The organism is Nesterenkonia massiliensis (assembly GCF_000455245.1).
GTDB classification, from domain to species: Bacteria; Actinomycetota; Actinomycetes; order Actinomycetales; family Micrococcaceae; genus Nesterenkonia; species Nesterenkonia rhizosphaerae.
Map to the genome: position 1 here is coordinate 424,159 of NZ_HG005166.1, position 24,135 is coordinate 448,293.

The following is a 24,135-nucleotide window of genomic DNA, read 5'->3' on the forward strand; positions in this document are numbered from 1 at the left end:
TCGTTTTCTGACCCCATGAACGAGGGCCGCCCGAACTGGGCGGCCCTCGCGTGTCACCAAGGCATTAGGCAGTTGCTGCGTTACGCGGCGATCTGCTGCTTCTCGTCCGTGGCGACTTCGACCTGGTCCTTGCTTCCCGGGTGCTCGGAGCGTGTACCCGCGGTGATGCTGATCTTGCGAGGCTTTTCCTCCGCGTACACCCCTGAGACCCGAACGCTGAGAACCCCGTCGGTGTAGTCAGCAGAGATCGACTCTTCAGCGACCTCTGCGGGCAGGGTGACAGTGCGGGAGAAGCGGCCATAGCGGATCTCTCGCAGACCTTCGGCGTCATTGCGGCTGCGCCGCTCGCCAGAGATGGTGAGGGTGCGTCCGCTGAGCTCCACAGAGAGGTCCTGTTCGGGATCCACGCCCGGGAGGTCTACGGCCAGTACCAGGTCCTCATCCTCGCGATGGGCGTCTACAGCCGGTACGAATCCAGCATTGCGCTGGACGTCCTGGCTCAGCGGGCTGCGCATCGAGCGCATCATGTCATCAAAGATCGAGAACGGGTCCAGGCGCGTCAGGTTGGTGGTCATCATCAGCAATCAGCTCCTTCAGATCATCGGAACTCACTACCGACAACGTTGCCGTTGCGGGGTACCGCATCTTTACGGTGCCATCTATGTCAACAGCACCGCGCCACAGCATATTCCGAAACTTGAGCGAATTCCGCTCAACTTATGGCACGGCTGCGGCAGAGATCATGGATTTAGTCACAGCAATGTTCGCTAGAGTGCGGCTACAAGGTGAGGTATGCCTTCCTGTAGGGTGGGGGCATGTCCGCTGACGTCTCCGCTGCTCCCGCCCGCCCGCGTAAACCTCGTGTGCAGACCCTCATGGAGGTGGTCCGCACCGGGCAGCTGACACCGCATATGGTGCGCGTGGTCTTCGGCGGAGCGGGATTCGAGCAGCTGGAGTTCAAGGACGCCACGGACCACTACATCAAACTGCTTTTTGCCGATCCGCAGCTTCAGCTGCAGCGTCCCTACGACCTCGATGTGCTACGTGAGCAGCTGCCTCAGGAGCAGATGCCTGTGACCCGCACCTACACCGTCCGGCACATCGACTGGGAGAACCAGCAACTCTGGGTGGACTTTGTGATTCACGGTGATGAAGGCCTGGCCGGCCCCTGGGCGGCACAGGCTAAACCGGGGGATCTGATGAGCTTCTTCGGCCCCGGTTGCGGATACGGCCCGCGTCCTGAGGCCCAGTGGCATCTGCTGGCAGGTGATGAGGCGGCGCTTCCAGCAGTGGCCGCGGCCCTAGAGGCCATGCCCGATAGTGCCCAGGGCGTGGCCCTTCTCGAAGTTCGCGACGCCGCCGAGCAGCTCCCGATCAGCGCACCTGTTGGCATCGATGTCATCTGGTTGTACCGCGGCGCAGACTTCAGCCCGGAGACAACATTGCTGGCCAGTGCGATAGCGCAGCTGGAGATCCCCGCCGGCGATGTGCAGGTCTTCATCCACGGTGAACGCGAGCAGATGAAGCAGGTGCGACGCCTTCTGGTGCAGGAGCGCGGCCTGGAGCGCCGGGGCATGTCACTCTCGGCCTACTGGGCTCATGGGCGAGTCGAGGATCAGTTCCAGGCGGAGAAGCGCACGCCTATCGGCCAGATCGACGCTGAGTAGTCCCGCGGGCGAGGAGACCTCGCCACTGCGGGTCGGTTAGCTGCCGGGTCAACGCCCTCTGGCAGAGGTTCGGAAGTCTGCCACTCATTGACCGAACCGCAACCATTGGTTGCAGTAGTCACGTCGCCCATCACTGCAGCGTTCACGATTCTTGGTGTCACACTCTTGGTCGTAGATCCGGAAGGCAAGCATCCCCTTGCAGTTGGGCAAGGCGGGAAACGCGTCGTCGGCTCAGTCTAGAATAAGGCGATGGATCACATTCTCGCAGCGCTGAAGTCCCTGTCGTCTGGCGAGGCCATGCCGGTGGGCATACTGGCTGGCGGAGCGGTCATCCACGGCTACATGGTCACGGACCAGATGTATGAGGAGCATGCTGTCAGCTCATTGCTCCAGAGTGCTAGTGCGGCCAAGCCGACAGAGCACCGGGATCGAGAAACGTTTGCCCATCTAGCTCGGGTGTTCACATCCAAGGGTCTTGGCAAGGACTCCAGTGGCGAGACTCTCGCCGTGTTGGAGGCCGTCATCACCATAGGAACAATCACTGTTAATGTTCCGGCGATGCGTATCGATGCTGATCATGTGGTGAGTTGGTGGGTCACCGAGGACCGTCTCACCGGAATGAAGTTCCGCGGCGGGGGCGCTGGGGTTAGCCTGCCAAGTCTCTAATAGCCATGCCGACCCCAGACGCTCATTTCAACACGACTCTGAACGTGTTATTGCGAGGCGGACGTGGCTTTGTGAGTCTAGGGGACAACGGACAGCGCGTGGCGGCTCTTTCAGCCGAAGTCCGGGGCGCTGCGGACATCCATGCCGGGGTGACCGTCAACCGCTGGCCGCCCTGCAGCCGTGCGCAACTGCTAAATCAGTGTGAACCTGAGCCGTCACGGGCTGTTGGCGTGATTGCACGACCTCCAACGGCAACTAGTACTGGGAGGGGACACAGCAGGAGTCATCATCAGTAGGCAACGGCTTCTAGATTGAGTCCTATCGGCCAGATAGACGCTGAGTAGTTCCGATTGGCGCTGAGTAGTCCCGCGGGCGAGGAGACCTCGCCACTGCGGGTCGGTTAGCTCCCGGAGACCGCTGCGGAGGTGCCGAGCACCATCGCCACCACCACAAAACCTACGAGGATCAGGACGGTTAATGCCGCGCAGATCCCGCCGTACTTCGCGTAGCCGGCGAGCCGATGATCTTTGCCGTCCCGCATGGTTCCCGAAAGCAGCAGGAACAGGTCGATGATGGTCCATGCGCCCACCACGCCCAGCAGCGCCAGTCCAGGAGTGACGGCTTCCAGAACGAGCAGAACAGCGCCGCCGCAGCACATCAGTGTTTTCAGCATCGCGGTGGGGAGAAAACCCAGATAGTAGCGCTGGGCACCTATGGGGCCCAGGAACAGGGCTAGGGCCCAGGCCACAAGGAACTTCTTCTCCGAGGTCGGCTGATTCTCAAAAGCCCGCCGGTCCTCTTCGGTGTAGGTGTTGGCATAAAGCTCGTCGAGGTCATAGTCTCGGGCCATAACATCTATGCTACGCCGTCCTGAGGAGGGTGCTTTATGGGGCTTCAGTGGTAGTTTGGTCCATATTGGACCGCCCGATTCAGGATGGAGGCGCTGTCGTGGTGCAGCAAGCGACGTCACAGAATAAGAGCACAGCACGCCGCCCTTCGCTGTTCGACCTCATCAAGGTTGTCCTGCGGCTGGGCCCGAAGCAGATCAACGATGAGATTCAACTGGCCATCGGCCAGATGAAGGCCAAAGGCGTTGCCGCTGGTATCGCCGCTGGTCTGATGGTGGTTGGCCTGGTCTTCGTGACCTTCTTGGTGGTGGCGCTCATTGTGGCCGCCATCGCCGCTTTGTCTCTGATCTTCCAGCTCTGGGCTGCGGCACTGATCGTGGCTGGAGTGTTTCTGATCATTGCGCTGATCTTCGCGTTGATCGGACTTCAAAAGTTGAAGAAGACCATGCCCCTTGTCCCGGAGGACGCCATCCGAGGCCTGCGCATGGATCTGGGTATCGCCCGCGAGGGCACTGACTTCGATCCTCGATCACTGGATCGCGCCGATGAAGAGAAGCGCCGTCAGAAGGAAGAGGCTAAGCGCCGGGCTGCCGAAGCGCGCAAGAAGCCCGGTGGTGGATCACCGCAGAAACCGACCTACCGGGAGCTGCTGCGTCGCACCAGCCTGCGCCGTGATCACCTGGCCGGACTGCAGGATCAGCTGGTAGCCCGACTGCCCAAGAAGCAGGCCGATGACGAGTTGGCCTCCTCCCCGCTGAATCAGGCACAGAACACGTCAGAACCTGCCCAGTCCACTCATGAGACCACTGACAAGGCGCGCGAATTTGTTGCCCAGCGTTGGAAGCCTTTGAGCGTGGCTGCAGGCTCCGTGGCCGCAGGCGCGGTCTTCCTTCGCGAACTGATGAAGAAATAGCCTCAATTCTGTGAGACTCATTGGTGCCGGAACCCGGGAGGGTTTCGAGTACACCGTGCGCACTACATTCTGGACTGTTCCGAATGTCATCACCGTACTGCGGTTCCTGCTAGTCCCGGTTTTTGTGTGGTTCGTCAGTGAATCCGAATATATGCACGCCTTCTGGGTGCTGGTAGCGCTGGGGGCAACTGACTGGATCGACGGATTCGTGGCGCGCTTCTTCAACCAGCTCAGCACCGTAGGCCGCTGGCTGGATCCGCTGGCCGACCGTCTGGCGATGGTGATCGTGACCCTGAGCCTGGTCTACTTCCAGGTTCTTCCGGGTTGGGTGTTCTGGGTCATCTTTGTGCCGGACCTCGTGCTCTTCCTCAACGCGGCGCTGCTATTCGTCGGAACACCGCACCTACCGGTCTCCGCGATGGGGAAGGTACGCACCGCAGGGCTCATGGTGGCGCTGCCGCTGATGCTCCTGGCGCAGACTGAGCGCTTCGCTGCCCACCTGGACGGTTTGTTTCCCATAGTGGCTGAGTCGCTGTTGATTGCGGCATGCGTGATGCATGTGATCGCTTCGGTAGATTACTTTGTGCAGGCCCACGCCAAGTTCCGCCGGCTACGTCGTCATGGCATCAACCCATGGGACCGAAAGAGCTGGGCCCAGCCCCGACCATCCGCTGACACTGCAGAGGTAAGCGCCACGTGAATTCCGGGAAGCCGCTGCGCATCCTTATTGCTGCCGATACTTATCCACCAGACGTCAATGGTGCGGCTGTATTCGGCTACCGGCTGGCCAAGCATATGAATGCCCGCGGCCATGAGGTCCACATTGCCGCCGCCCGTCCGGGCCCCGGGCCTGACACTGTGGAACAGCGCGATGAGGCCACGATCCACCGTTTCCGCTCCTTCAAAGCGCCCACCCATGAGTATTACAGGCTGTGCCTGCCGTGGCTGGTGGAGCCAGCGATGGGCCGATTGATGGACAGCATCGAGCCGGATGTTGTGCATGTTCAGTGCCATTACATGATCGGCAAAGCCGCGATCGAAGCCGCGGAGGCACGGCGGATCCGCACTGTGGCCACCAACCACTTCATGCCGGAGAACCTGGATCCGTTCCTTCCTTTCCCGCGGTGGTTCAAGCGCATCGTCTCTGCCAATTCGTGGCGAGATATGGGACGGCTCATGGGGAAGGCCTCAGTGGTCACCACTCCTACTCCGCTGGCTGCTCGCACTATGGTGGAGAAGGCCGGTTTCGACCGGGTCCTGCCGCTGTCCAACGGAATCGATGTGGACTACTACACGGTGCGGCCGGGCGAGAACGTGCCAACCCGAGACAAGCCCACCGTTCTTTTTGTGGGTCGGCTGGCGGTTGAGAAGAACGTGGACGTTCTCATCGACGCGATCTCCAAGACCGACCCGGCGCTTGACATTTCTCTGGAGATCATTGGTGATGGGGAGCAGCGCGACAAGCTGCGTGATCAGGTGGAGACTCTTCGGCTCCAAGATAGGGTCAACATGCGCGGTCATGTCGACGACGTCGAACTGCGGCGTGCCTATATCGCTGCCGATGCTTTCTGCCAGCCTGGCACCGCCGAACTGCAGTCTCTGGTATCGCTGGAGGCGATGAGCGCCGCCAAGCCTGTGGTGCTCGCCAATGCGCTGGCCCTGCCGCATCTGGTCTCGGAGGGGGAGAACGGTTACCTGTTCGAGCCCAATAACAGTGCCGATCTTGCCGAGAAGCTGAATCAGATCTTCCGAAAGTCCGCGGTGGAGCGTGCAGCTATGGGAGCTGCAAGCCGTGAGAAGGCCAACCAACACGCCATCGGTAAGACCATGGCAGCTTACGAGGCGCTCTATGAGGGGGCCGACTGGGTGGAGCTGGACCAGTTCCACGCGTAAGCCGTCTTCCGCGTGGAGGAACTTCTCAGTAATTGCACAGCTAAAACCCCTGGTGAGCCACTGTTCCGGGTCAGTAGAGTCGCGAATATCGCGGTGTTACCGATCCACCGCGCCGGCTAGACAATCCGTAAGGAGAAGTCATGACCACCAAGGTTGACAAGACCGTTGTTGTAAATGTCCCGCTGAGCACTGTGTATAACCAGTGGACCCAGTTCGAGGATTTCCCGCATTTCATGGGCGGGGTGGAGAGCGTTCGCCAGGTCACTGACAAGCAGTTGGAGTGGAAGGCCTCTATCGGCGGGGTCAGCCGCGAATGGACGGCGGAGATCCTGCGGCAGGAGCCGGATGAGGTGATTTCCTGGGCAGCCACAGAAGGCGCCACGAACACTGGCACCGTGACTTTCCGCCCGGCATCACCGGATAGCACCGAAGTGCATCTGGAGCTGGAGTATGAGCCCGAGGACTGGGTGGAGAAAGTGGGCGACAAGCTCAACGTGGTGGAGAACCGCGCAGAGAAGGACCTGGAGCGGTTCAAGGAGTTCATCGAATCTGAGGACTACGCCACAGGCGCGTGGCGCGGCCGGATCTAATCCGCGGGGCGAGCCTTCAGCCCATAAGTGAAGGTCCTTGTACGACGCGAAGCCCGGGCTGAGAAGCGTAAGAATCGCTCTGAGCCCGGGCTTCGCTGTGTCGACGGGCCTGACCGGCTGCTCCCATTGGACGCACCGCAGGCCAGGCGTTCTCACCGCGGATAACCGATCACTTCGGTAGGGAGTGCGGGACTTGAACCCGCGACCAAGGGATTATGAGTCCCCTGCTCTAACCAACTGAGCTAACTCCCCGTAAGCCTGACGGCTTCGGCTGCATAAGGCAGCCGTCCCATCCTATCGGAGGGAGAGAATAACCTCAGCGGTCTGTCCCCAGGTGGGCAGATGATGACGACGCCGCTGCGCCGCCTGGGTCAGTTCGTGACGAAGCTCGGGACTTGTCAGGAAGCAATGCAGCGCGGTGGTCCAGGCGTGCGCATCCCGGGGATCCAGCGCGAGACCTGCCTCGCTGGCAGCCTCGACGGCGCCAGTGCCGGAGGCGACAAAGGCCGGGACGCCATATGAGCAGGCTTCGGTCACCACCATGCCGTAGGTCTCCACAAGCGACGGTAACAACAGCAGATCCGACTCTGGCCACAGTGCACTAACACCCTCGGGGCTCAGCAGGCCACGGTGATCCACGTGTCCTGCTAAGTGCTTCTCCATCTGGGCAAGCAGGCCCGCTCCGGGCTCCTGATCTGCACCAGGACCAGCCAAGACCAGTCGCCAGTTCATGCCCACCAGCGGTTTAAGCGCCTCCAGCAGAAGACGATGATTCTTCAGCGGGTTCCACGTGGCCACACAGACGAAACTCAGTGGGGCGTCGTCGTTCTCTCTGACTGAGACCGAGGTAAGGGCATCCGGCACCTGCACCCCCGGTTCTGCCACGGCGATCTCCTGACGACGGTAGCGCCGGCGCAGTTCTGCAGCACCCCATTGGCTCACGGCCACCACATGGTCCGCTTCCTGCACCGCAGCGCGTTCACGCTTGACTGCCTCGGGATCGCCCAGGCCTTCAGCCTCAAGCTCAGCCGCCACCGGCAGATGAACCAGGAGCACCTGGCTCGGCGCGGACGGCTCATCCACGCGGAGGAATAGCTCGGGCATTCTCGAGCCCAATAATCCATCCACCACCGTCAGCTGTGGCGTGAGCTCGCGCTGCTGACTCCGAATGAGTTCCAGCAGATGCGCCACGTCGTCGTCGCTCTGTGGGGGAGGGGCGCTCAGCATAGAGGTCTGCGCCCCAAGCCGATCCAAGGCCTCACGAAGCTGCTGGTTATAACGCAGCCCGCCGCTGACAGTGCCACCGTTGACACTGTCTAAGGCGGGCTCCACCCAGAGGATCACCGCTGCGGATCCAGCTCAATTCGCACACGGGCGCGGGCGCGCGGGTGCTCCTCGGCCTCCACCTCCACAGCGCGCAGACCATGCCCTTGCGGCAGCGCCTCGGCCAGGCGCAGGGCAACATGCTGGACGACCACTTCAGTGGTGGAGAGCTTGTTGACGAAATCAGGGTGCTCATCCAGGTTCTGGTAGCGCAGCGGTTGCAGAACCTGTGCGAGCAGCTCAGATGCTAAGCCGATGTCCATCACCACTCCGTGCTCATCAAGTCCCTGACGCTCGAAGCTGGCATGAATGGCTAAAGTAGCGCCGTGCAGTTGCTGGGCGGGGCCGAAGAACTCGTCCTGCAGCGAATGGGCGATCATCACATGGTCATCTACTGTCAGGGTGAACACCGGGGTGTACTCGATCATCAGTCTGTTCCTCTCGTCGGGACTCATCAGGGCGCTCAAGCATGGGCCGAAGGCCGAACCGGGCCTTAGTAGGTCACTACGTGCAGTATCTCTTGGCGGGAGGTGTTCGTGTGGTCCTCGAGTGGCTGCTCAGGGCCTGCCGTGCCGCGGCCAGCCATCTGGTCCATGACCGCAGGGAGCTCCTCCAGCGGCGAGCGTCCGGTGATCAGCGCATCAAAGCGTTCATCCAGCAGGGTCAACGCGGTGCTCAGCCGTTCAGCCCGCGTGCGGCGTAGTCGCTTCGGTGAAGCCACCTGCCCTACTTGGCTGCCAATAATGCGCAGGCGCCGGGCATGGAAATCCGCTCCTAACGGTACCTGCGGGGACTTCTGGCCATACCAGGACAGCTCGAGGACCGCGCCGTCGTCGCCGGTGATCTCCAAGGCCCGGGCAAGACCCGCCTCGTGCGCGGAGGTATGGAAGACGACGTCGTTATCTCCGGAGGCATCCTCTGGGGTGACGGCCGTGAGGCCTAGAGACTCGACGACGGCGCGGCGGCCAGCGTCCACCTCCACCACTTCCAGCCGCTGCAAGCCGATCCTGCTCAGTAGCAGCGCGGCGCTGAGCCCCACCAATCCGGCACCGATCACGGTGACCCGGTCGGCCAGGGTGACTTGAGCTTCCCAGATAGCGTTCAGCGCGACCTCGGCAATACCTGCCAGCAGGGCGCGCTCAGAGGGGCAGTCATCCGGGATGACATGGCAGGACTCTGCCGGGATCACCACATGGCTGCGGTGCCCGGAGAGGCTGAAGACCCGCTTGCCCAGCAACTGAGCGGGGCCCTGTTTGACGATTCCCACATTGAGATAGCCGTGAGAGACCGGGCTCGGGAACTCGCCGAGCTGATGGGGTGCGTGCATCAGGTCTGAGACGGATGCTGGGACTTCTCCCCGGTGTACCAGGGATTCAGTGCCGCTGGAGATTCCGGAGACTTCGGTTTCGACAAGGACTTCCCCAGCTGCCGGTTCCGGAATCGGTACCTGGCGCACCGCACCGGTGAAAGGGGCTTCGGTCCAGTATTCGCGTGCTGTCATCGTCATTCATCGTTCCAAGTCAGCCCTGGAGGAACCTGGACGAGCTGGAATACTTGCAGCATGAGACTCTTCGTGGATTGCAGGTATGTGCGCACTCGGGTGCATGACGGTATCTCCCGGTACACCGCATCCTTGGTGCAGGCGACTGCGGAGAAGGCCGATGTCACCATGCTGATCCACGATGAGCAGCAGCTGGGCATGCTGCCGGATCTTCCCGCAGTCAAGATCTCCTCGCCAACCTCGGCCTTGGAGCCGTTTGTGGCTCAGCAGATCAACCCGCACCGGCCCGACGTCGTGTTCTCTCCGATGCAGACTATGGGGAGTGTGGGGCGGCGTTATCGACTGATCCTGACGCTGCACGATCTGATTTATTACGAGCACCGGACCCCGCCGCGGGACTTGCCTGCGGCGGTTCGGCTGGGGTGGCGTCTGTATCACCTGAGCTATACCCCGCAGCGTATGACGTTGAATCGGGCTGATGCGGTGGCCACCATCTCCGAGACGACGCGGGGGCTGATGGAGAAGCACCGGCTTACTCGACGCCCACTGCATCTGATCCAGAACGCTGCTCAGCCCGTTGAGCAACCGCGTGACCCTGCCGTACCACCAGCTCGGGAGCTGGTCTATATGGGCTCCTTCATGGAGTACAAGAATGTGGAAGCGGTCATTGCAGGATTGAATCGGCTGCCGGAGTACCGGTTGCATCTATGCTCGCCGATCAGTCCTGCGCGCAGGGCGCAGTTGGTGGCCCTGGCTGAGCGTCCTGGCCAGTTGATCTTCCACAACGGGATCAGCGAGCAGGATTACACCGCTCTGCTGCAGCAGGTCACGGCGTTGGTGACGCTTTCCCGCGCCGAGGGTTATGGGCTTCCTGTGGTTGAGGCGATGAGTCACGGCACTCCCGTGGTGGTCTCTGATCTGCCGATCTTCCGGGAAGTCACCGGTGTGGCAAGCAAAGTGAGTCAGGACGATCTGGCGGCGGGGGCTCAGTGTGTGGATGCCGACGACGACGCCTTCGCTGCGGCGGTCCGCCGTCTGGAGGATCCTGCTGCTTTCCACGCGGCGAGTGCCCAAGCCCGTACTCGCAGTCAGGATTACTCCTGGGAGGACTCCGCCGACCGTCTGGTGACCTTGGCACAGTCACTGATAGAGCGCTGACGCGTTCTTGTGGTGGTAGTACCCGCGCTTCTGTAGAGGCGTCTTCGCAAGTAAGCGACGGTTTGCGGATGGTGATCCGGCACGGCGTGGAATGCGGCCTTGGGACCGGGGTCGGTACCGCCGCTTCTACCACCGTCAGTGCTGCTGCTCGTGTCAGTGCCCCTGCCGGTTTCTGAACTTGCGTCTGTGTTGTGGGTCTGTTGCTGTGGTGTTGGGTGGAGGAAGCCGTGGGATTTCATCCGGTGATGGCGTCGGCACAGTGCCCAGAGGTTGCTGGCAGTGGTTTCTCCGCCGTGTTCCCAGGGGGTTTGGTGGTCGATGTCGCAGCGTTCGGCGCTGATGGTGCATCCGTCTGCTTGGCAGGTGCCGTCCCGGAAGATCAGTGCGTCGCGTAGCCGGGCTGGTGGGTAGCGGCCAATATAGCGGGCACTGAGCAGGTCATGCTCTGCGTTCTCGGGGTTTTCGCGGGACCGGCCGTGGTACCAGTCGTGGTTAGCCTCAGGGTTGGCGGCGAGGTTCCTTGCCTGGTGGGCGGGGATCATCCATGACCGATCTGCAGCCATGGCCGGTTCATCACTGTCACCGGTGAGGGTGGTCTCGGGGATGAGGATCATTATTTTGGCATCGATTGGGGCGTCATAGACGCGTCCATCGCGTAGCCAAGCGGTGAAGAGGTCAGCTTCCCGCTGGGCCAAAGTACGCGGGTCACTGGTGCGGGCATCACCGGAGCGCGGATCAGCGGCTTGATGATTCGTGGTGCAGCAGTCGGGGGACCGGGCATCAGTGGTGTGGGAACCTGCAGTGTGCGCGCCCGGGCTGGCTGGTTCTGAGTTGGTCTGGCCTGCGCCGGGCTGGTCCATGCCCCGGGCCGCGGCTTTGAGGCGTTTCTCAATCGCGGCAGCTTCCAACGTCGGGATATAGGCCTGGACGTAGCTCATCCCGTGGGAGTGGTGCTGAAACCGCACGAACCGGTCCTGGGTTTCCTTCTCACAAGCCCGTGCATAGGCCTCTGGGTCGAGGGATGCGATGTAGCGGGTGAGCCAATGATGAAACTCTGCGAGGCTACGACGCTGGGCTTGCTCGGCCGCGGCCTGATCCAGTTGTCGCAGGAGGTCGTCGGGGAGGTCACCGGTGGTGGCGGCGTCGACGGTTTTCCGTACCCTGGGCAGGTCAATGAGCCCCTCACAGAAGACCTGCCAAGTGCGGGGGAGAAGGTGCTTAGCATCCCCGGTGGCGTTCAGGATGGTGGTCGCGGTGCGATCGCTGACCCCGAGGATCCGGGCGGCGTCCCGGACCGCGGCACGGTCTGCCTCAGACCGGACGACCAGGGGCTCCTGAGCATAATGCGCGGCACTCCGTGAACGGTAGTCCAAAAGTGCGGTGATGGTGGCTGCTTCAGCACGCCGCGCGGCGACCTGCTGCTCCCAGGCTGCAGCGAGTTCTGGTTCCCCGGCGAGGGCTCTCAGGTGCTCAGGCATAGGAGGGGCACTGCTGGTGGAGGAAGCTGCCATGGTAATCACCCCTGTCCCGGTCTTGCGGCCTGTCTTTATACCCGTGCGCACCTGTCCATCTATCGAATCTATGTTCTATTGTTTCATGTCGTCTGGTGCTTGTCGAGACTTTTTGGGAAACTCTGTGCGGGAATGTGGCAGCCTGGTTGCACACCTCTTCGCAGCAGAGCCCAGTCCTGCAGGCGGGAACACCGAGCTAGGGGGTCACCGCAGTTTCGCGCAGCTCCCGGACGACGGTGCGATCACCTGTCATATGCAGGTTCTCCCCTCGGGCACGGCCCCACAGGGTCAGGGCGAGGTCTTCGGCGGAACCGGTGAGGCTCGCCGCGGGTTGACCAGCTGGTGAACCGATGACCCAGCGCCGCTGAACATCCTCGGCGTTGAACATCACGCCGGCCCTCAGCGGCGAGATGCGGTTCAGGCGCACTTGCCGCGGGTAGAAGAAGTTGACGACCTCGTCGATGCCATCGGCCCAGACTGCTGCTTCCGCCACTGGTCCAGGAACATGAAGGGCGGTGCGAAGATCCCAAAGGTGAATTAACGTCTCGTGGGTCTGACGACCAGGGCCAGAAGGACACTGTGTTGTTTCCATTCTGGCCCTGGTCGTCCAGGGTGTCGCAGGGCTGATCTGCGGGCAGCTCATGCAATGTCTGCTGCAGCAGCTGGGCGCGGGATCGGTAGCGCGCCACCGCACTACCAGCCTCATCAGCAGGGGAGTCTGAGGCGCTGGCGCTGTCACCGCGGCATTGGGCTGCGGCCCATACGTGGACTCCGCCCAGATGCTCGGCCAAGTCTCCCACTGTCCATCCACCGCAGCTGGGGACCGGCTGATGAGGGTCAGCGTCCTCCAGGGAGGCAGCAAACTCCTGTTGCAGCAGGGTCAGTGTGCTGAGGTAATCGATCATCTGCGGCTCCAGCTTCCTCGAGTGGTGCGGTGGCTGTGCTGCGTCCGTGGAGAAAACCAGTAGGCACTCCAAGTGTCACCGGCGCCGGTGCTGGGTCTGCACTTCTCGGCTGCGCTGAGCAACAGGACGACGCCGGCATCTCCGCCGCCGGTTCTTGAAGCTCCGGATCCGTCGCAGAGCACACCCCAGTCTCGGGAAGGTTCAGATTCTGTGCCGTTGAATCCTTCCCGGCAAGGTGCGCTGCTATGGAGCGTACCTGTTCGTACCCAGTGGCCAGCAGGAATGTAGGTGCCCGGCCGTAGGACTTCATGCCCGCGATGAAGAAGTCAGTCTCTGGATGAGCTAGTTCCTTGGCGCCGTGGGCAGGGACTGTTCCGCAGGAGTGGAACTCCGGATCAATCAGCGGCGCCAGCTGAACCGGGGACTCCACGGCCGGGTCCAGCTCCAGGCGCAGTTCGCGCAACATATCCAGGGCCGGACGGAAACCGGTAGCGGCAACGATGAAGTCAGTCTCCACGGTGTCTCCGCCCTGAAGCTGCACGTGGACAGTACCCGGCCGTGCTTCGAGTGCCTGCACTTCCGCAGAGGTCAGCAGTTGAATGTCACCAGCCTCTACCAGGTTCTTCAACCGCACACCCAGGTGGCCGCGGGCTGGAAGTCCGTCGCGGTCTCCACCGCCGAAGCTGCGTTCCGCACTCCGGCCTCGGATGGCCCAAGAGATTCTTGTGGAGGGGGCTTCACGCTTCAGTGCGGCCAGATTCAACAGTGTATTGACCGCGCTGTGGCCCGAACCGACCACCATGACCCGTTTGTCAGCGACACGGTGACGCTCGGTACCCAGGACATCTGGCAGCGGCCTAAGCAGATGAGCGGCGACGTCGTCGTTGTTCTCTCCCCGGGCAGGTAGACCTGAGGTGCCCAGCGGGTTGGGCTGCTCCCAGGTTCCGCTGGCATCAATGACGGCCCCGGCGCGAAGATCCTGAACCTGGCCGGCGCGGACCGTCCGGATGAGGAAGGGCTGCTCCGCACGCTCGGAAAGGTGTGTCTTGTCCCGGTTCCCGCGCGAGACTCCGAGCACGCGAGTGTTGAGCAGGATGCGTTCCTTTAATGAGGTCACACCGGCTAGGGGCTCCAGGTATCGCTCGCGCAGCTCGGAGCCCGTGGGCAGGGCTGTGGGTCGCGGCTCCTCCCAACCGGTGGGCAGCAGAAGGCGACGGCAAGCGGCGTCGATGTTGTACTGCCACGGTGAGAACAGCTTGATGTGCCCCCACTGATCTACGGCAGCACCTACTCGGTCTCCCGCTTCCAGGACCAGCGGCTCGAGGCCCTGTTCCAACAGGTGTGCGGCAGCGGCAAGGCCCACTGGCCCAGCTCCTATGACGACGACGGGGTGCGCGGCTTTCATGGTGACATCTCCTCCGTGGGTTTTGTTCAGACCGATGTGGGGGTGCTCTGCGTCTCTACGCCGAACTCGGCAAGCAGTGCTATCACTCGGGTTTTGATGTCATCCCGGATATCACGCACAGTCTCGATGCCCTGTCCGGCCGGGTCATCCAGCTGCCAGTCCTCATAGCGCTTGCCGGGGTAGTACGGGCAGTCATCGCCGCATCCCATAGTGATGACAGCATCGGATTCCTGAAGCATGTCTGCGGAGAGCTCATTGGTGCCCCGCCCGGCGATGTCGATACCCAGCTCGGACATGGCCTGAACAGCGACGGGATTGACCTCGTCCGCGGGCTGAGTGCCGCCTGAATAGACCCGAACTCGATCTCCACCGAGGTGACGCATGAATGCGGCAGCCATCTGGGAGCGGCCAGCATTGTGTACGCAGACGAATGTGACGGTGGGGACGTGCGGGGGCTCGGATGCGGGGATCATGGCTTCTCCTCATGTGAATCGAATTGGGCAGATGAGTGGGCAAGTTCTGGAGTCCTCGCCGGTAGCGCGGTGTGGTGTGGATTGCGGAAGAAGCGGCGGGACCATAGAGCGACATAGACCAGGGCCACCAGAACCGGCACCTCAATGAGCGGACCGACCACTCCTGCCAGGGCTTGGCCTGAGGTGGCGCCGAAGGTCGCGATGGCCACGGCGATGGCCAGCTCAAAGTTGTTCCCGGCAGCAGTGAAGGCCAGCGTTGTGGAGCGCTCGTAGCCCATGTTCAGCAGGCCGCCAATGCCCAGGCTCACAGCGAAGGTGAGGAGGAAATAGATCAGCAGGGGCAGGGCAATCCGGGCCACATCTAGCGGTCGCGCCAGGACCTGATCGCCCTGCAGGGCAAAGAGCATGACGATGGTGAACAGCAGCCCATACAGCGCCCAGGGGCCTAGCTTGGGCAGCAGGGTGTCTTCGTACCACTGGCGGCCGCGGCGTCGTTCTCCGATGGCGCGGGTGAGGAATCCAGCAGCAAGTGGGATACCCAGGAAGACCAGAACGGAGAGGGTAATGGCCCAGATGCTGAATTCTGCGCTGGTGGTTTCCAGCCCCAGCCATGTCGGCAGGACCTGTAAGTAGAACCAGCCCAGTACCCCGAACATGAAGACCTGGAAGACCGAGTTGATGGCGACCAGCACGGCGGCTGCTTCGCGGTCGCCGCAGGCCAGATCATTCCAGATCAGCACCATCGCTATGCAGCGCGCCAGGCCCACAATGATCAGCCCGGTGCGGTACTCCGGAAGATCCGCCAGAAAAATCCAAGCCAGAGCGAACATGAACGCCGGTGCAAGCAGCCAGTTGATGACCAGTGAGGTGATCAGCAGCTTCTTATCGCGCAGAACAAGGTGGGATTCCGAGTACCGGACCTTGGCCAGTACTGGATACATCATCAGTAACAGGCCCAGCGCGATGGGCACCGAGACCCCAGCGACCTCCACCTGGTGAAGCAGGGCGCCAACTCCAGGTGCCAGGACCGCCAGCAGTAGACCAAGTCCCATGGCACCGAGAATCCAAACGGGCAGGAACCTGTCAAGCAGGGACAACCTGCCGGTTACCGAGGCGGGTGCAGGAAGAGCGGGTGCAGTCACCACGAGCCTTTCATTGACGATGATCGATATAGAAGAGAGTATGGTCTTGAATCGAAGAGCGTCAATATACTGAGTCAGTGGAACTGCTCGAGACAAGCTCAACAGAAGGAGGACCGATGACCGCCGTCGATGACTGTTGCTCGCCGGATCCCAGTGCTGCTCCTCTTGAGTCTGAACAGGCCGCGGACCTGGCCAGCCGGATCAAGGCACTGGCTGACCCGAACCGGCTGACTCTTCTGTCCCTTATTTCCGCCGGTGAGAATGCGGAAGCCTGCGTCTGTGACCTGACCGGTCCGCTGGGCCTGGGGCAGCCCACGGTTTCACATCATTTGAAGATCCTTGTCGACGCCGGGCTGCTGACTCGTGAGCGCCGCGGCACCTGGTCGTACTACTCCGTAGTGCCCGGGGCTGTTGAATCTCTGGCTGCTGATCTCACCTCGGTGTCCCTGACTACTAGGAGTAACTCGTGAATACCCGGAAGCCAGCGGTCCTCTTTGTGTGCGTCAAGAACGGCGGCAAGTCGCAGATGGCGGCGGGCCTGATGCATCAGGAGCTCAAGAACCAAGGACGACCCGACGCAGTGGACATCTCTTCCGCCGGGACACTGCCCGGGAAGCAGATCAACGCGCTCTCCGCAGAGGTGCTCAATGAAGTGGGCGTGGACATCACTGGGCAGAGGCCGACGCAGCTGACCGAAGAAGCCATGCTCGACGCCGGGCACGTGGTGGTCCTAGGGGCTGAGGCTGAGGTGCCAGAACTAGAAGGTGTGACCGTGGAGCGTTGGATCACCGATGAGCCCTCGGAGCGTGGAATCGAGGGCCGGGAGCGGATGGAGCTGGTTCGCGATGACATCCAGCGCCACGTCAGGGAACTCGCCGCCCGGATCATCTGATCCGAATCCCTGCCCCAGGAACGGGCCTATGGCGGTCCTGGTGAACTCAGCGGCAGCAGCACCGAAGGTTCGAGCTCACCGAGCAGCAGCAGCGGATTGATGTAGTCACCGTGGTGGCGCACGCCCCAGTGCAGACAGGGTTGGGCGGGCCCGTGTTCGCCGGTGCAGTGATCAGAGCCGTCCTCGTAGGTTCCCAAGACGGCGATGACATCACCGGCACTGACTTCATCACCAGCGACGAGGTCTGAGGCCACCGGTTCAAAGGAACTGATGTACCCGGCTCCGTGGTCGATGCTGAGCACCTTGCGATTGACCACCATCCCGGAGAAGCTCACCACCCCATCGGCGGGGGAACGGACCTCTCCGCCAGTGGTCATGGCCAGGTCCACTCCTCGATGACCTGCTGCCCATGGAGCCGGTGGGGCGGCGAACTCACGTACCACCTGGCCCGCTGCTGGGCGATGCCACTCCGAACGCTCCCATTCCTGTACTCCTTCCCCTTCCTTTACTGGGGCATCCGGCGTCGCTGACGCTGCCGGTGGGAAGCCCAGCAGGGTCAGCGACGCCAGCAGGACCAGCAGCACTTGGCGGGACCGCGGCCACCACAGCACCGGCCGGCCAGCAGCCGGGAACGGCGTCAGGGCCAAGCCCTCTGGGCAGGTGTGCGGTGGTGCAGCTGAGTCCATACACCAAGACTGACGAGTCGCCGTCGTCGGTGGGTTCAAGAGCATCCGGACTGTGAGGGCATCGGCGCGCCGGTTCAGGCTGCCGGGGCTGGGGAAAACTCTCCGGACAGTATTGGGGGCGAGGAGCTGATCAGCTCGCATTCTCCGGTTAGTGGAACCCGCATCTACGCGGTAGACTAAGCACCAGCAGTTAACCTGTGCGCATTTTGCTGTGCCCGCGTCAGCTGACTACGCGCTGTGACTCCCTGCATCAAGCCCACGCTTATGCAGGACGTTCCCACCGGTCCATACACCTGATCCTCTTTCGGCTCAGAGTATGTCCGGGAACGGGGCCTTAAGGCCGCGGCACAGCCAGGACTCCGGGAGATCCGGAGAACGGGGAAGCATGTGCTTCCTCAACCCGTAACCGAGAAAAAACTACGCCGGTGCTGCAGGGCCACGCCCTGTTCAAAGCCCGGCCAAGAGAGGACATCATGCCTGTCGTCACCATGCGCCAGCTGCTCGACTCCGGTGTGCACTTCGGCCACCAGACCCGCCGCTGGAACCCCAAGATGAAGCGCTACATCTTCACCGAGCGCAACGGCATCTACATTGTGGACCTGCAGCAGTCGCTGAGCTACATCGACCGCGCCTACGACTTCGTCAAGCAGACTGTCGCCCACGGCGGCACCGTCCTGTTCGTCGGCACCAAGAAGCAGGCCCAGGAGGCCATCGCTGAGCAGGCCACCCGCGTGGGCCAGCCCTACGTGAACCACCGTTGGCTCGGCGGTATGCTCACCAACTTCTCCACCGTCTCCAAGCGCGTCCAGCGCATGAAGGAGCTCGAGGAGATCGACTTCGACGACGTCGCCGGCTCCGGCCACACCAAGAAGGAACTGCTGCTGCTCAAGCGCGAGCTGGAGAAGCTGCAGGCCAACCTCGGTGGTATCCGCAACCTCACCAAGACTCCCTCCGCCCTCTGGGTTGTTGACACCAACAAGGAGCACCTGGCTGTGGATGAGGCCAAGAAGCTGGGCATCCCGGTGGTGGCCATCCTGGACACCAACTGCGATCCCGACGACGTCAACTACCCGATTCCGGGCAACGACGACGCCATCCGCTCCGTGGACCTGCTGACCCGCGTGGTCGCAGACGCAGTCGCTGATGGCCTCATCGCCCGCGATGAGAAGCGCGGCGGCGGCTCCGGCGCAGCTGCTGAGCCGATGGCTGAGTGGGAGCGCGAGCTGCTGGAGCAGCACGCAACTGAGCAGGCAGCTCCTGCTGCTGCTGAGGCTCCTGCCGAGTCCGCTGAGACCACCGAAGCCTGATCCCCCTTTTTACGAGAGGAACGCGAACCTATGGCGAACTACACCGCTGCCGACATCAAGGCCCTGCGCGAGCGCACCGGCGCTGGCATGATGGACGTGAAGAAGGCCCTCGACGAGGCTGAAGGCAACGTCGACAAGGCCATCGAGATCATCCGCATCAAGGGCCTCAAGGGCGCTGCCAAGCGCGAAGGCCGCTCCGCTGTTGAGGGCCTGGTGATCGCCAAGGTCGTCGACGGCACCACCGGCTACCTGCTGGAGGTCAACGCTGAGACTGACTTCGTCGCTAAGTCCGACAAGTTCGTCTCTCTGGCTGAGAAGGTTCTCGACGTCGCCGTCGCCGGCGGCTATGAGACCGTGGAGGCACTGCTGGAGGCCGACGTCGAGGGCAAGAAGCTCTCCGACTTCGTCACCGAAGAAGCCGCCATTCTCGGCGAAAAGGTCGTTGTGCGTCGCCTGGCCAAGGTCACCGGATCCTACGTGGACTCCTACCTGCACAAGACCAGCAAGGACCTGCCTGCACAGGTGGGCGTGCTGGTCGCAGTCGATGCCGACAGCGATGAGGCCAAGGGCGCAGCCCACGATGTGGCAGTGCACGCCGCCGCATTCTCCCCGGCCTTCCTGACCCGTGACGAAGTTCCCACTGAGACTGTGGAGAACGAGCGTCGCATCGCCGAGGAGACCGCCAAGGCTGAGGGCAAGCCCGAGCAGGCCCTGCCGAAGATCATCGAAGGCCGCACCAACGCGTACTTCAAGGAGCACGTTCTGGTCGACCAGCCTTTCGCCAAGGATCCCAAGATCTCCGTGGCCAAGGTGCTCGAGACCGCAGGTACCTCCGCAGTGGCGTTCGCACGCTTCCGCGTCGGCTCCTGAACCCCGCTTCGGGTCAGTGTTTAGAATGATCTCTAACGCCTGACCGACTTGAGAGGGGGTGACCATCTTAGAACACAAGGTGGTCACCCCTTTTTCATGCCCAGAATCAACCCCCTCCAGAACCCGTCCCCCTCAGCCCGCCCCTGGCGAAAGGAACCTGATGACTGAGACCGCTCCCACCCGCCGTCGCGTCCTGCTCAAACTCTCCGGTGAGGTCTTCGGCGGAGGTTCCGTCGGCGTCGACCCGGCCACTGTCCGAGGAATCGCTGAGCAGATCGCCGCGGTACGCGACCAGGTGGAGGTGTCCGTCGTCGTCGGCGGTGGAAACTTCTTCCGCGGCGCCGAACTCTCCAAAGCTGGTATGGACCGCGCCCGTGCTGACTACATGGGCATGCTGGGCACCGTCATGAACTGCCTGGCGCTGCAGGACTTCCTCGAACAGGCCGAGCAGCCGACCCGCGTGCAGACCGCCATCCACATGGCGCAGGTCGCCGAGCCCTACATTCCGCTGCGCGCAGTGCGCCACATGGAGAAGGGGCGGGTCGTGATCTTCGGTGCCGGTGCTGGTATGCCCTACTTCTCCACAGACACTGTCTGCGCCCAGCGCGCCCTGGAGGTAGGCGCTGACATGGTGCTGATGGCTAAATCAGGCGTCGACGGCGTCTACACCGCAGACCCGCGCAAGGACTCCAGCGCGCAGAAGCTCGATCATCTCACCTACGGTGACGCGCTGCGCCGCGATATCCGCGTCATGGACCAGACTGCGATGACTATGTGTAATGACAACAACCTGAATATGCGAGTCTTCGGCATGGAAGGTGAAGGCAACGTCACCCGCGCCCTGCTGGGCGAAGAGCTCGGAACCCTGGTCACGCCCTAACCTGGGGCGCGCGAACACGTAGACTCATCTCAAAGACCCTGACCCAAGGAGACACCTGTGATTGACGAGACCCTTCTCGAAGCTGAGGAGCAGATGGAGCGCACCGTGGAGGCGACCTCCGAGGACTTCGCCACTGTCCGCACCGGCCGCGCCAACCCCTCCCTGTACTCGAAGGTGCTGGTGGACTACTACGGCTCAGCCACTCCGCTGCAGCAGCTGGCCAGCTTCACGGTGCCAGATGCCCGCACCATCCTGATCACCCCCTATGATGTCTCAGCAATGCGCGAGATCGAGAAGTCCCTGTCTGACTCGGAGATCGGTGCCAATCCCTCCAATGACGGTAAGCAGATCCGCATCACTATGCCGGAGCTGACCGAGGAGCGCCGTCGGGAGTACGTCAAGCTCGTCAAGAGCAAGGGCGAAGACCACAAGGTGTCGGTGCGCAACGCCCGCCGCAAGGCCAAGGAAACCATCGAGAAGGCCGTCAAGGACGGCGAGATCGGTGAGGACGAAGGCGAGCGCGGCACCAAAGAACTCGAGGCGATGACCAAGAAGTACGTGGAGCGCATCGACGAGATGATCAAACGCAAGGAAGCTGAGCTCCTCGAAGTCTGAGCCTCTATGAGTCAGCACAACGCAGGCAGAGAGACGACGGCGGGGGAGCAGGCCATCAGCGCAGCGCCTGAGCCCCTGCAGCGCACTTCACGCGCCGGACGCAACCTGCCTGCGGCCATCGCCACGGGCGTCGTCCTGCTGGTGCCGGCACTGCTCGGGATCTTCTTCCTGGTCCCGCTACTGATAGCGGTCTGGGTGGTGCTGCTCTGCATGGGAGTCTGGGAGGTTGCCCGGGCACTGGAGGCCCGTGATGTCCAGCCGGAGCACCGGCTTAGACTGCCCAAGATTCCCCTCTATCTAGGTGCCACGGTCATGCCGATCGCTGCCTACTTGGGCGGTGTTGAGGCGCTGACTCTGGCAATGATGCTCACCGGTGTGGCCATCATGATCGGCGCCGCGCTGTCCCGAGTGCCAGACCCCGGGCGCAGCGTGATGGCCTCACTGTTCGTGGCCTGCTGGGTGCCGTTCCTCATCTCCTTCGCGGTGCTGCTGCTGGCAGCGCCTCAAGGGGACTGGCGGTTGGTGGTCGTGGTGCTGCTGGTGGTCTCCAATGACACCTTCGGCTACATCGCGGGCGTGCTCTTCGGCAAGCACCCGATGGCCCCGAAGATCAGTCCCAAGAAGTCCTGGGAGGGCTTCGCTGGGTCCCTCACCGGCGCCGTCGTCGTTGGTGTGCTCACTTCTTGGCTGATCTTCGATGAGCCGCTCTACATCGGCGCGCTGCTGGCGATTGCTGTGGTGATTGCCGCTACGGCCGGTGACTTCAGTGAATCCATGGTCAAACGTGAACTGGGGATCAAAGACATGTCCGCGGTGCTGCCCGGACACGGCGGTGTGATGGATCGGCTGGATTCGCTGGTCTTCGCCATGCCCACGGCGTTCTTCGTGATTGTGGCGCTTACCGGGGAAACCGGCGGGCTTCCTTTAGGCTTATGAGTATGGCCACCACTTCCACCCCACTGTTTACGCTCCTGTCTGAGAGCGAGCAGGGCTACAACCGCGATGAAGTTGATCAGTTCATGGCGCGTGCCCGGCATGCCTACGACTCCGGTCGCGGAATGGCGCTTTCAGAGATTCGCGAAGCCAGCTTCTCCATGGGCCCTGGCGGCTACAACCCTGCAGAGGTCGACGCCGCCCTGGACCGTCTCGAGGATGCCTTCGCCGGAGCCGAGCGGGACCGGTATATCGAGCAGTACGGCGAGGACGCCTGGTTCGAGCTGCTGCACGAGCGCTCCCAGCCGCTGCGCCGTCGTATGGAACGCGGTGCCGGTGAACGATTCCGTGAGCCCTCCCATGCCGGCGGCATCGGATACCGCAAAGACGAAGTCGACCAGCTGTGCCAGCAGTTGGAGCAGTACCTTGACGGTGAAAACCCGATGAGCGTGGACGAGATCCGCACCATCACTTTCACCTCAGCGACCGGAAGCAACGCCTATGACGAAGCTCAGGTGGATGCGTTCCTGGACAAGATGACGGAGATTATGGCCTCAGTGGGCTGACGCCCTGAGCGGAAGTTGCGGATCATCCCTACGGGGATGTTGCGCCAGCATGTGCCGCATAGATTGTTCTGCGTAGGCAGGGCGCCTGCACCTCTTCCAGAAGGGCATCATCATGGCTCAGCACGCTGCAACGCCGTCCTCGCTGGAAGCTCCGGGAACCGGGGCGCTGGGCTGGCAGCGGCTGGAGAACGCCCTCATCGCCGCCAGCTGGACATTTCATATCGGCGTCGACCGTGCCCTGGGGTATGGGCTGAAGCTTGGTCCTTTTACTCACACGCACCTGGGTCGGATCGGACGTTCGACTGAGCGGAACTATCCCAGCGATGGATCTTCGCCGGGATAGACCACGCCAATCTGGCGGCGAATCTCATCCAGAGTTCCCATGATCTCCACCGAATCGGTCAGGGTGATCAGCTCGCCGTCGAAGTTCCCGCAGGCCACATACTCCTCGGCGGCAATCGCCTGGAACTGCATACCGCGCCCCTGGATATCCGGGGTGAACTCCTCGACGACGGCGCCCGCGGCGTCGTAATGGGTAAAGCCAGCCGAGGTGAACCAGACGCGGTCAATATCGATCCGGCCTGTGGTGCCCACAATATGCGCGGTGTTGTGGCCAGCTGCCCGCGATGAAGCCATCAGGGTGGAGAGGGCGTCGCCGGCATGGCGCATCACCACCGCTACGTCAGTGTCAGCGCCGGTGGGCCCCAGTCGCCCGGCGGCTTGGATGCTCTCGGGTGCGCCCAGAATGCTCCAGGCCAGGGAGACCGGGTATACACCTAAGTCCAGCAGGGCCCCGCCGCCCAACGCCAGCGAATTGATGCGATGCTCGGGGTCCTCGTCCAAGTGCTGCATGTGATCGGCGAAGACCGCGCGGACCTCCCCGATGCCTCCTGCGGCGATGATCTCGCGGATGCGGACCATATGCGGCAGATACCGGGTCCACATCGCCTCGGTGACCAGTACCCCGGCGGACTGCGCTGCGCGCTTGAGCTGCTGGGCCTCGGACTTATTCAGCGTGAAGGGTTTCTCCACCAGGGCGTGCTTGCCGTGCTGGATCGCCAGCAGCGCATTGGCGTAGTGCATGGGATGCGGGGTGGCGATGTAGATGATGTCCACCTCGGCATCTGCAGCCAGCTGCTCGTAGGAGCCGTAGCTGCGCGGGATGGTGAACTCCGCTGCGAATCGCTGGGCGGATTCGGCTGACCGTGACCCTACGGCCACGATGTTCAGTCCGGCCAGCTGGGCGTCCTGGACGAAGGCGCGGGCGATGCCGCCGGTGGCCAGGACGCCCCAGCGCAGTGGGTGTCGGAGAGTCATGCCAGCAACCTATCACCAGGTGGTGTGAGTCACACTGGCCTGTCGAGGCCGCTCGCGCTGACTCTGATCGGTAC

The 24,135-nt window shown here is 62.5% G+C and carries 28 protein-coding genes, 1 tRNA gene and 1 pseudogene; 16 read left to right on the forward strand and 14 right to left on the reverse strand.

Annotated features, from left to right (window positions below; all coding sequences use genetic code 11):
- Positions 1-80 precede the first annotated feature (80 nt).
- Positions 81-578, reverse strand: a complete 498-nt coding sequence (locus TX78_RS05090) for an Hsp20/alpha crystallin family protein (protein ID WP_049897485.1) — start codon at positions 576-578, stop codon at positions 81-83.
- Between the two features lie 237 nt (positions 579-815).
- Between TX78_RS05090 and TX78_RS05095 the strand changes: the two genes are divergently transcribed.
- Both TX78_RS05095 and TX78_RS05100 read left to right on the forward strand, forming a co-directional pair.
- Positions 816-1,667: a siderophore-interacting protein gene (locus TX78_RS05095; RefSeq protein WP_044494214.1), complete on the forward strand. Its 852-nt coding sequence runs from the start codon at positions 816-818 to the stop codon at positions 1,665-1,667.
- A 249-nt stretch (positions 1,668-1,916) separates the two neighbouring features.
- Positions 1,917-2,333, forward strand: coding sequence for a hypothetical protein (locus TX78_RS05100; RefSeq protein WP_044494217.1), 417 nt, complete (start codon positions 1,917-1,919; stop codon positions 2,331-2,333).
- A 400-nt stretch (positions 2,334-2,733) separates the two neighbouring features.
- On the opposite strand, the gene TX78_RS12570 is transcribed toward TX78_RS05100, so the two are convergent.
- Entirely contained in the window at positions 2,734-3,183 is a 450-nt protein-coding gene (locus TX78_RS12570) for an NINE protein (protein WP_049897486.1), read from the reverse strand.
- Between the two features lie 98 nt (positions 3,184-3,281).
- Between TX78_RS12570 and TX78_RS05110 the strand changes: the two genes are divergently transcribed.
- From TX78_RS05110 to TX78_RS05125, 4 genes are all read left to right on the forward strand, one after another.
- On the forward strand, positions 3,282-4,094 hold the full coding sequence (locus TX78_RS05110; RefSeq protein ID WP_049897487.1) for a phage holin family protein: 813 nt from the start codon (positions 3,282-3,284) through the stop codon (positions 4,092-4,094).
- A 10-nt stretch (positions 4,095-4,104) separates the two neighbouring features.
- Positions 4,105-4,794: a CDP-alcohol phosphatidyltransferase family protein gene (locus tag TX78_RS05115; RefSeq protein ID WP_044494218.1), complete on the forward strand. Its 690-nt coding sequence runs from the start codon at positions 4,105-4,107 to the stop codon at positions 4,792-4,794.
- A complete protein-coding gene (locus TX78_RS05120; protein WP_044494220.1) occupies positions 4,791-5,987 on the forward strand; it encodes a glycosyltransferase in 1,197 nt (398 codons plus the stop codon). The genes TX78_RS05115 and TX78_RS05120 overlap by 4 nt, the downstream gene beginning before the upstream one ends.
- Before the next feature lie 140 nt (positions 5,988-6,127).
- Entirely contained in the window at positions 6,128-6,577 is a 450-nt protein-coding gene (locus TX78_RS05125) for an SRPBCC family protein (protein ID WP_044494478.1), read from the forward strand.
- 178 nt (positions 6,578-6,755) lie between these two features.
- Here the strand turns inward: TX78_RS05125 and TX78_RS05130 are convergent.
- The 4 genes from TX78_RS05130 to TX78_RS05145 all read right to left on the reverse strand — a co-directional run bounded on the left by TX78_RS05130 (position 6,756) and on the right by TX78_RS05145 (position 9,401).
- Positions 6,756-6,829, reverse strand: a tRNA-Ile gene (locus TX78_RS05130).
- A 42-nt stretch (positions 6,830-6,871) separates the two neighbouring features.
- A complete protein-coding gene (locus TX78_RS05135) occupies positions 6,872-7,921 on the reverse strand; it encodes a glycosyltransferase family 4 protein (RefSeq protein ID WP_044494222.1) in 1,050 nt (349 codons plus the stop codon).
- Positions 7,918-8,328 (reverse strand): 6-pyruvoyl trahydropterin synthase family protein, encoded by a 411-nt coding sequence (locus TX78_RS05140; RefSeq protein ID WP_233722170.1) that lies wholly within the window; start codon positions 8,326-8,328, stop codon positions 7,918-7,920. The genes TX78_RS05135 and TX78_RS05140 overlap by 4 nt, the downstream gene beginning before the upstream one ends.
- A gap of 65 nt (positions 8,329-8,393) precedes the next feature.
- The gene (locus TX78_RS05145; protein ID WP_069956241.1) at positions 8,394-9,401 is read right to left on the reverse strand and encodes a zinc-dependent alcohol dehydrogenase; all 1,008 of its coding nucleotides are present in this window, start codon (positions 9,399-9,401) and stop codon (positions 8,394-8,396) included.
- A gap of 60 nt (positions 9,402-9,461) precedes the next feature.
- Between TX78_RS05145 and TX78_RS05150 the strand changes: the two genes are divergently transcribed.
- Entirely contained in the window at positions 9,462-10,559 is a 1,098-nt protein-coding gene (locus TX78_RS05150; RefSeq protein WP_044494224.1) for a glycosyltransferase, read from the forward strand.
- Here TX78_RS05150 and TX78_RS05155 read toward each other — a convergent pair.
- The 6 genes and pseudogenes from TX78_RS05155 to arsB form a co-directional block, all read right to left on the reverse strand.
- Positions 10,496-12,070 carry an HNH endonuclease signature motif containing protein gene (locus tag TX78_RS05155; protein WP_044494225.1) on the reverse strand — a complete coding sequence of 525 codons (1,575 nt, stop codon included), beginning with the start codon at positions 12,068-12,070 and terminating at the stop codon, positions 10,496-10,498. The genes TX78_RS05150 and TX78_RS05155 overlap by 64 nt on opposite strands.
- A 196-nt stretch (positions 12,071-12,266) precedes the next feature.
- Entirely contained in the window at positions 12,267-12,563 is a 297-nt protein-coding gene (locus TX78_RS13690) for a hypothetical protein (RefSeq protein WP_049897489.1), read from the reverse strand.
- Positions 12,564-12,708: 145 nt separating this feature from the next.
- A pseudogene (locus TX78_RS14595) lies at positions 12,709-12,975 on the reverse strand (maleylpyruvate isomerase N-terminal domain-containing protein); the annotation flags it as partial.
- Positions 12,908-14,380: an FAD-dependent oxidoreductase gene (locus TX78_RS05165; RefSeq protein WP_069956242.1), complete on the reverse strand. Its 1,473-nt coding sequence runs from the start codon at positions 14,378-14,380 to the stop codon at positions 12,908-12,910. The pseudogene TX78_RS14595 and the gene TX78_RS05165, both read right to left, overlap by 68 nt.
- 26 nt (positions 14,381-14,406) lie before the next feature.
- Entirely contained in the window at positions 14,407-14,853 is a 447-nt protein-coding gene (locus tag TX78_RS05170) for an arsenate reductase ArsC (RefSeq protein ID WP_044494226.1), read from the reverse strand.
- Positions 14,850-15,998 carry an ACR3 family arsenite efflux transporter gene (gene arsB / locus TX78_RS05175; protein ID WP_044494227.1) on the reverse strand — a complete coding sequence of 383 codons (1,149 nt, stop codon included), beginning with the start codon at positions 15,996-15,998 and terminating at the stop codon, positions 14,850-14,852. The genes TX78_RS05170 and arsB overlap by 4 nt, the downstream gene beginning before the upstream one ends.
- 113 nt (positions 15,999-16,111) lie before the next feature.
- Between arsB and TX78_RS05180 the strand changes: the two genes are divergently transcribed.
- On the forward strand, positions 16,112-16,465 hold the full coding sequence (locus TX78_RS05180) for an ArsR/SmtB family transcription factor (protein ID WP_044494228.1): 354 nt from the start codon (positions 16,112-16,114) through the stop codon (positions 16,463-16,465).
- On the forward strand, positions 16,462-16,887 hold the full coding sequence (locus tag TX78_RS05185) for an arsenate-mycothiol transferase ArsC (protein ID WP_101750615.1): 426 nt from the start codon (positions 16,462-16,464) through the stop codon (positions 16,885-16,887). Before TX78_RS05180 ends, TX78_RS05185 begins: the two co-directional genes overlap by 4 nt.
- A 26-nt stretch (positions 16,888-16,913) precedes the next feature.
- Here the strand turns inward: TX78_RS05185 and TX78_RS05190 are convergent, their stop codons facing one another.
- A complete protein-coding gene (locus TX78_RS05190) occupies positions 16,914-17,573 on the reverse strand; it encodes a M23 family metallopeptidase (protein WP_081652576.1) in 660 nt (219 codons plus the stop codon).
- 473 nt (positions 17,574-18,046) lie between these two features.
- On the opposite strand from TX78_RS05190, the gene rpsB reads away from it, so the two are divergent.
- The 7 genes from rpsB (at position 18,047) to TX78_RS13940 (ending at position 23,087) form a co-directional block, all read left to right on the forward strand.
- A complete protein-coding gene (rpsB, locus tag TX78_RS05195) occupies positions 18,047-18,880 on the forward strand; it encodes a 30S ribosomal protein S2 (protein ID WP_044494485.1) in 834 nt (277 codons plus the stop codon).
- 30 nt (positions 18,881-18,910) lie between these two features.
- Positions 18,911-19,750, forward strand: coding sequence for a translation elongation factor Ts (gene tsf / locus TX78_RS05200; protein WP_044494229.1), 840 nt, complete (start codon positions 18,911-18,913; stop codon positions 19,748-19,750).
- A gap of 160 nt (positions 19,751-19,910) precedes the next feature.
- A complete protein-coding gene (gene pyrH / locus TX78_RS05205; protein ID WP_044494230.1) occupies positions 19,911-20,630 on the forward strand; it encodes a UMP kinase in 720 nt (239 codons plus the stop codon).
- Positions 20,631-20,687: 57 nt separating this feature from the next.
- Entirely contained in the window at positions 20,688-21,245 is a 558-nt protein-coding gene (gene frr / locus TX78_RS05210; RefSeq protein ID WP_044494231.1) for a ribosome recycling factor, read from the forward strand.
- Between the two features lie 6 nt (positions 21,246-21,251).
- The gene (locus TX78_RS05215) at positions 21,252-22,181 is read left to right on the forward strand and encodes a phosphatidate cytidylyltransferase (protein WP_049897492.1); all 930 of its coding nucleotides are present in this window, start codon (positions 21,252-21,254) and stop codon (positions 22,179-22,181) included.
- A 2-nt stretch (positions 22,182-22,183) separates the two neighbouring features.
- On the forward strand, positions 22,184-22,744 hold the full coding sequence (locus tag TX78_RS05220) for a DivIVA domain-containing protein (protein WP_049897494.1): 561 nt from the start codon (positions 22,184-22,186) through the stop codon (positions 22,742-22,744).
- Between the two features lie 112 nt (positions 22,745-22,856).
- Positions 22,857-23,087 carry a DUF4260 family protein gene (locus TX78_RS13940; protein WP_081652577.1) on the forward strand — a complete coding sequence of 77 codons (231 nt, stop codon included), beginning with the start codon at positions 22,857-22,859 and terminating at the stop codon, positions 23,085-23,087.
- Here TX78_RS13940 and TX78_RS05225 read toward each other — a convergent pair.
- On the reverse strand, positions 23,057-24,061 hold the full coding sequence (locus TX78_RS05225; RefSeq protein WP_044494233.1) for a Gfo/Idh/MocA family protein: 1,005 nt from the start codon (positions 24,059-24,061) through the stop codon (positions 23,057-23,059). The genes TX78_RS13940 and TX78_RS05225 overlap by 31 nt on opposite strands.
- Between the last annotated feature and the right edge of the window lie 74 nt (positions 24,062-24,135).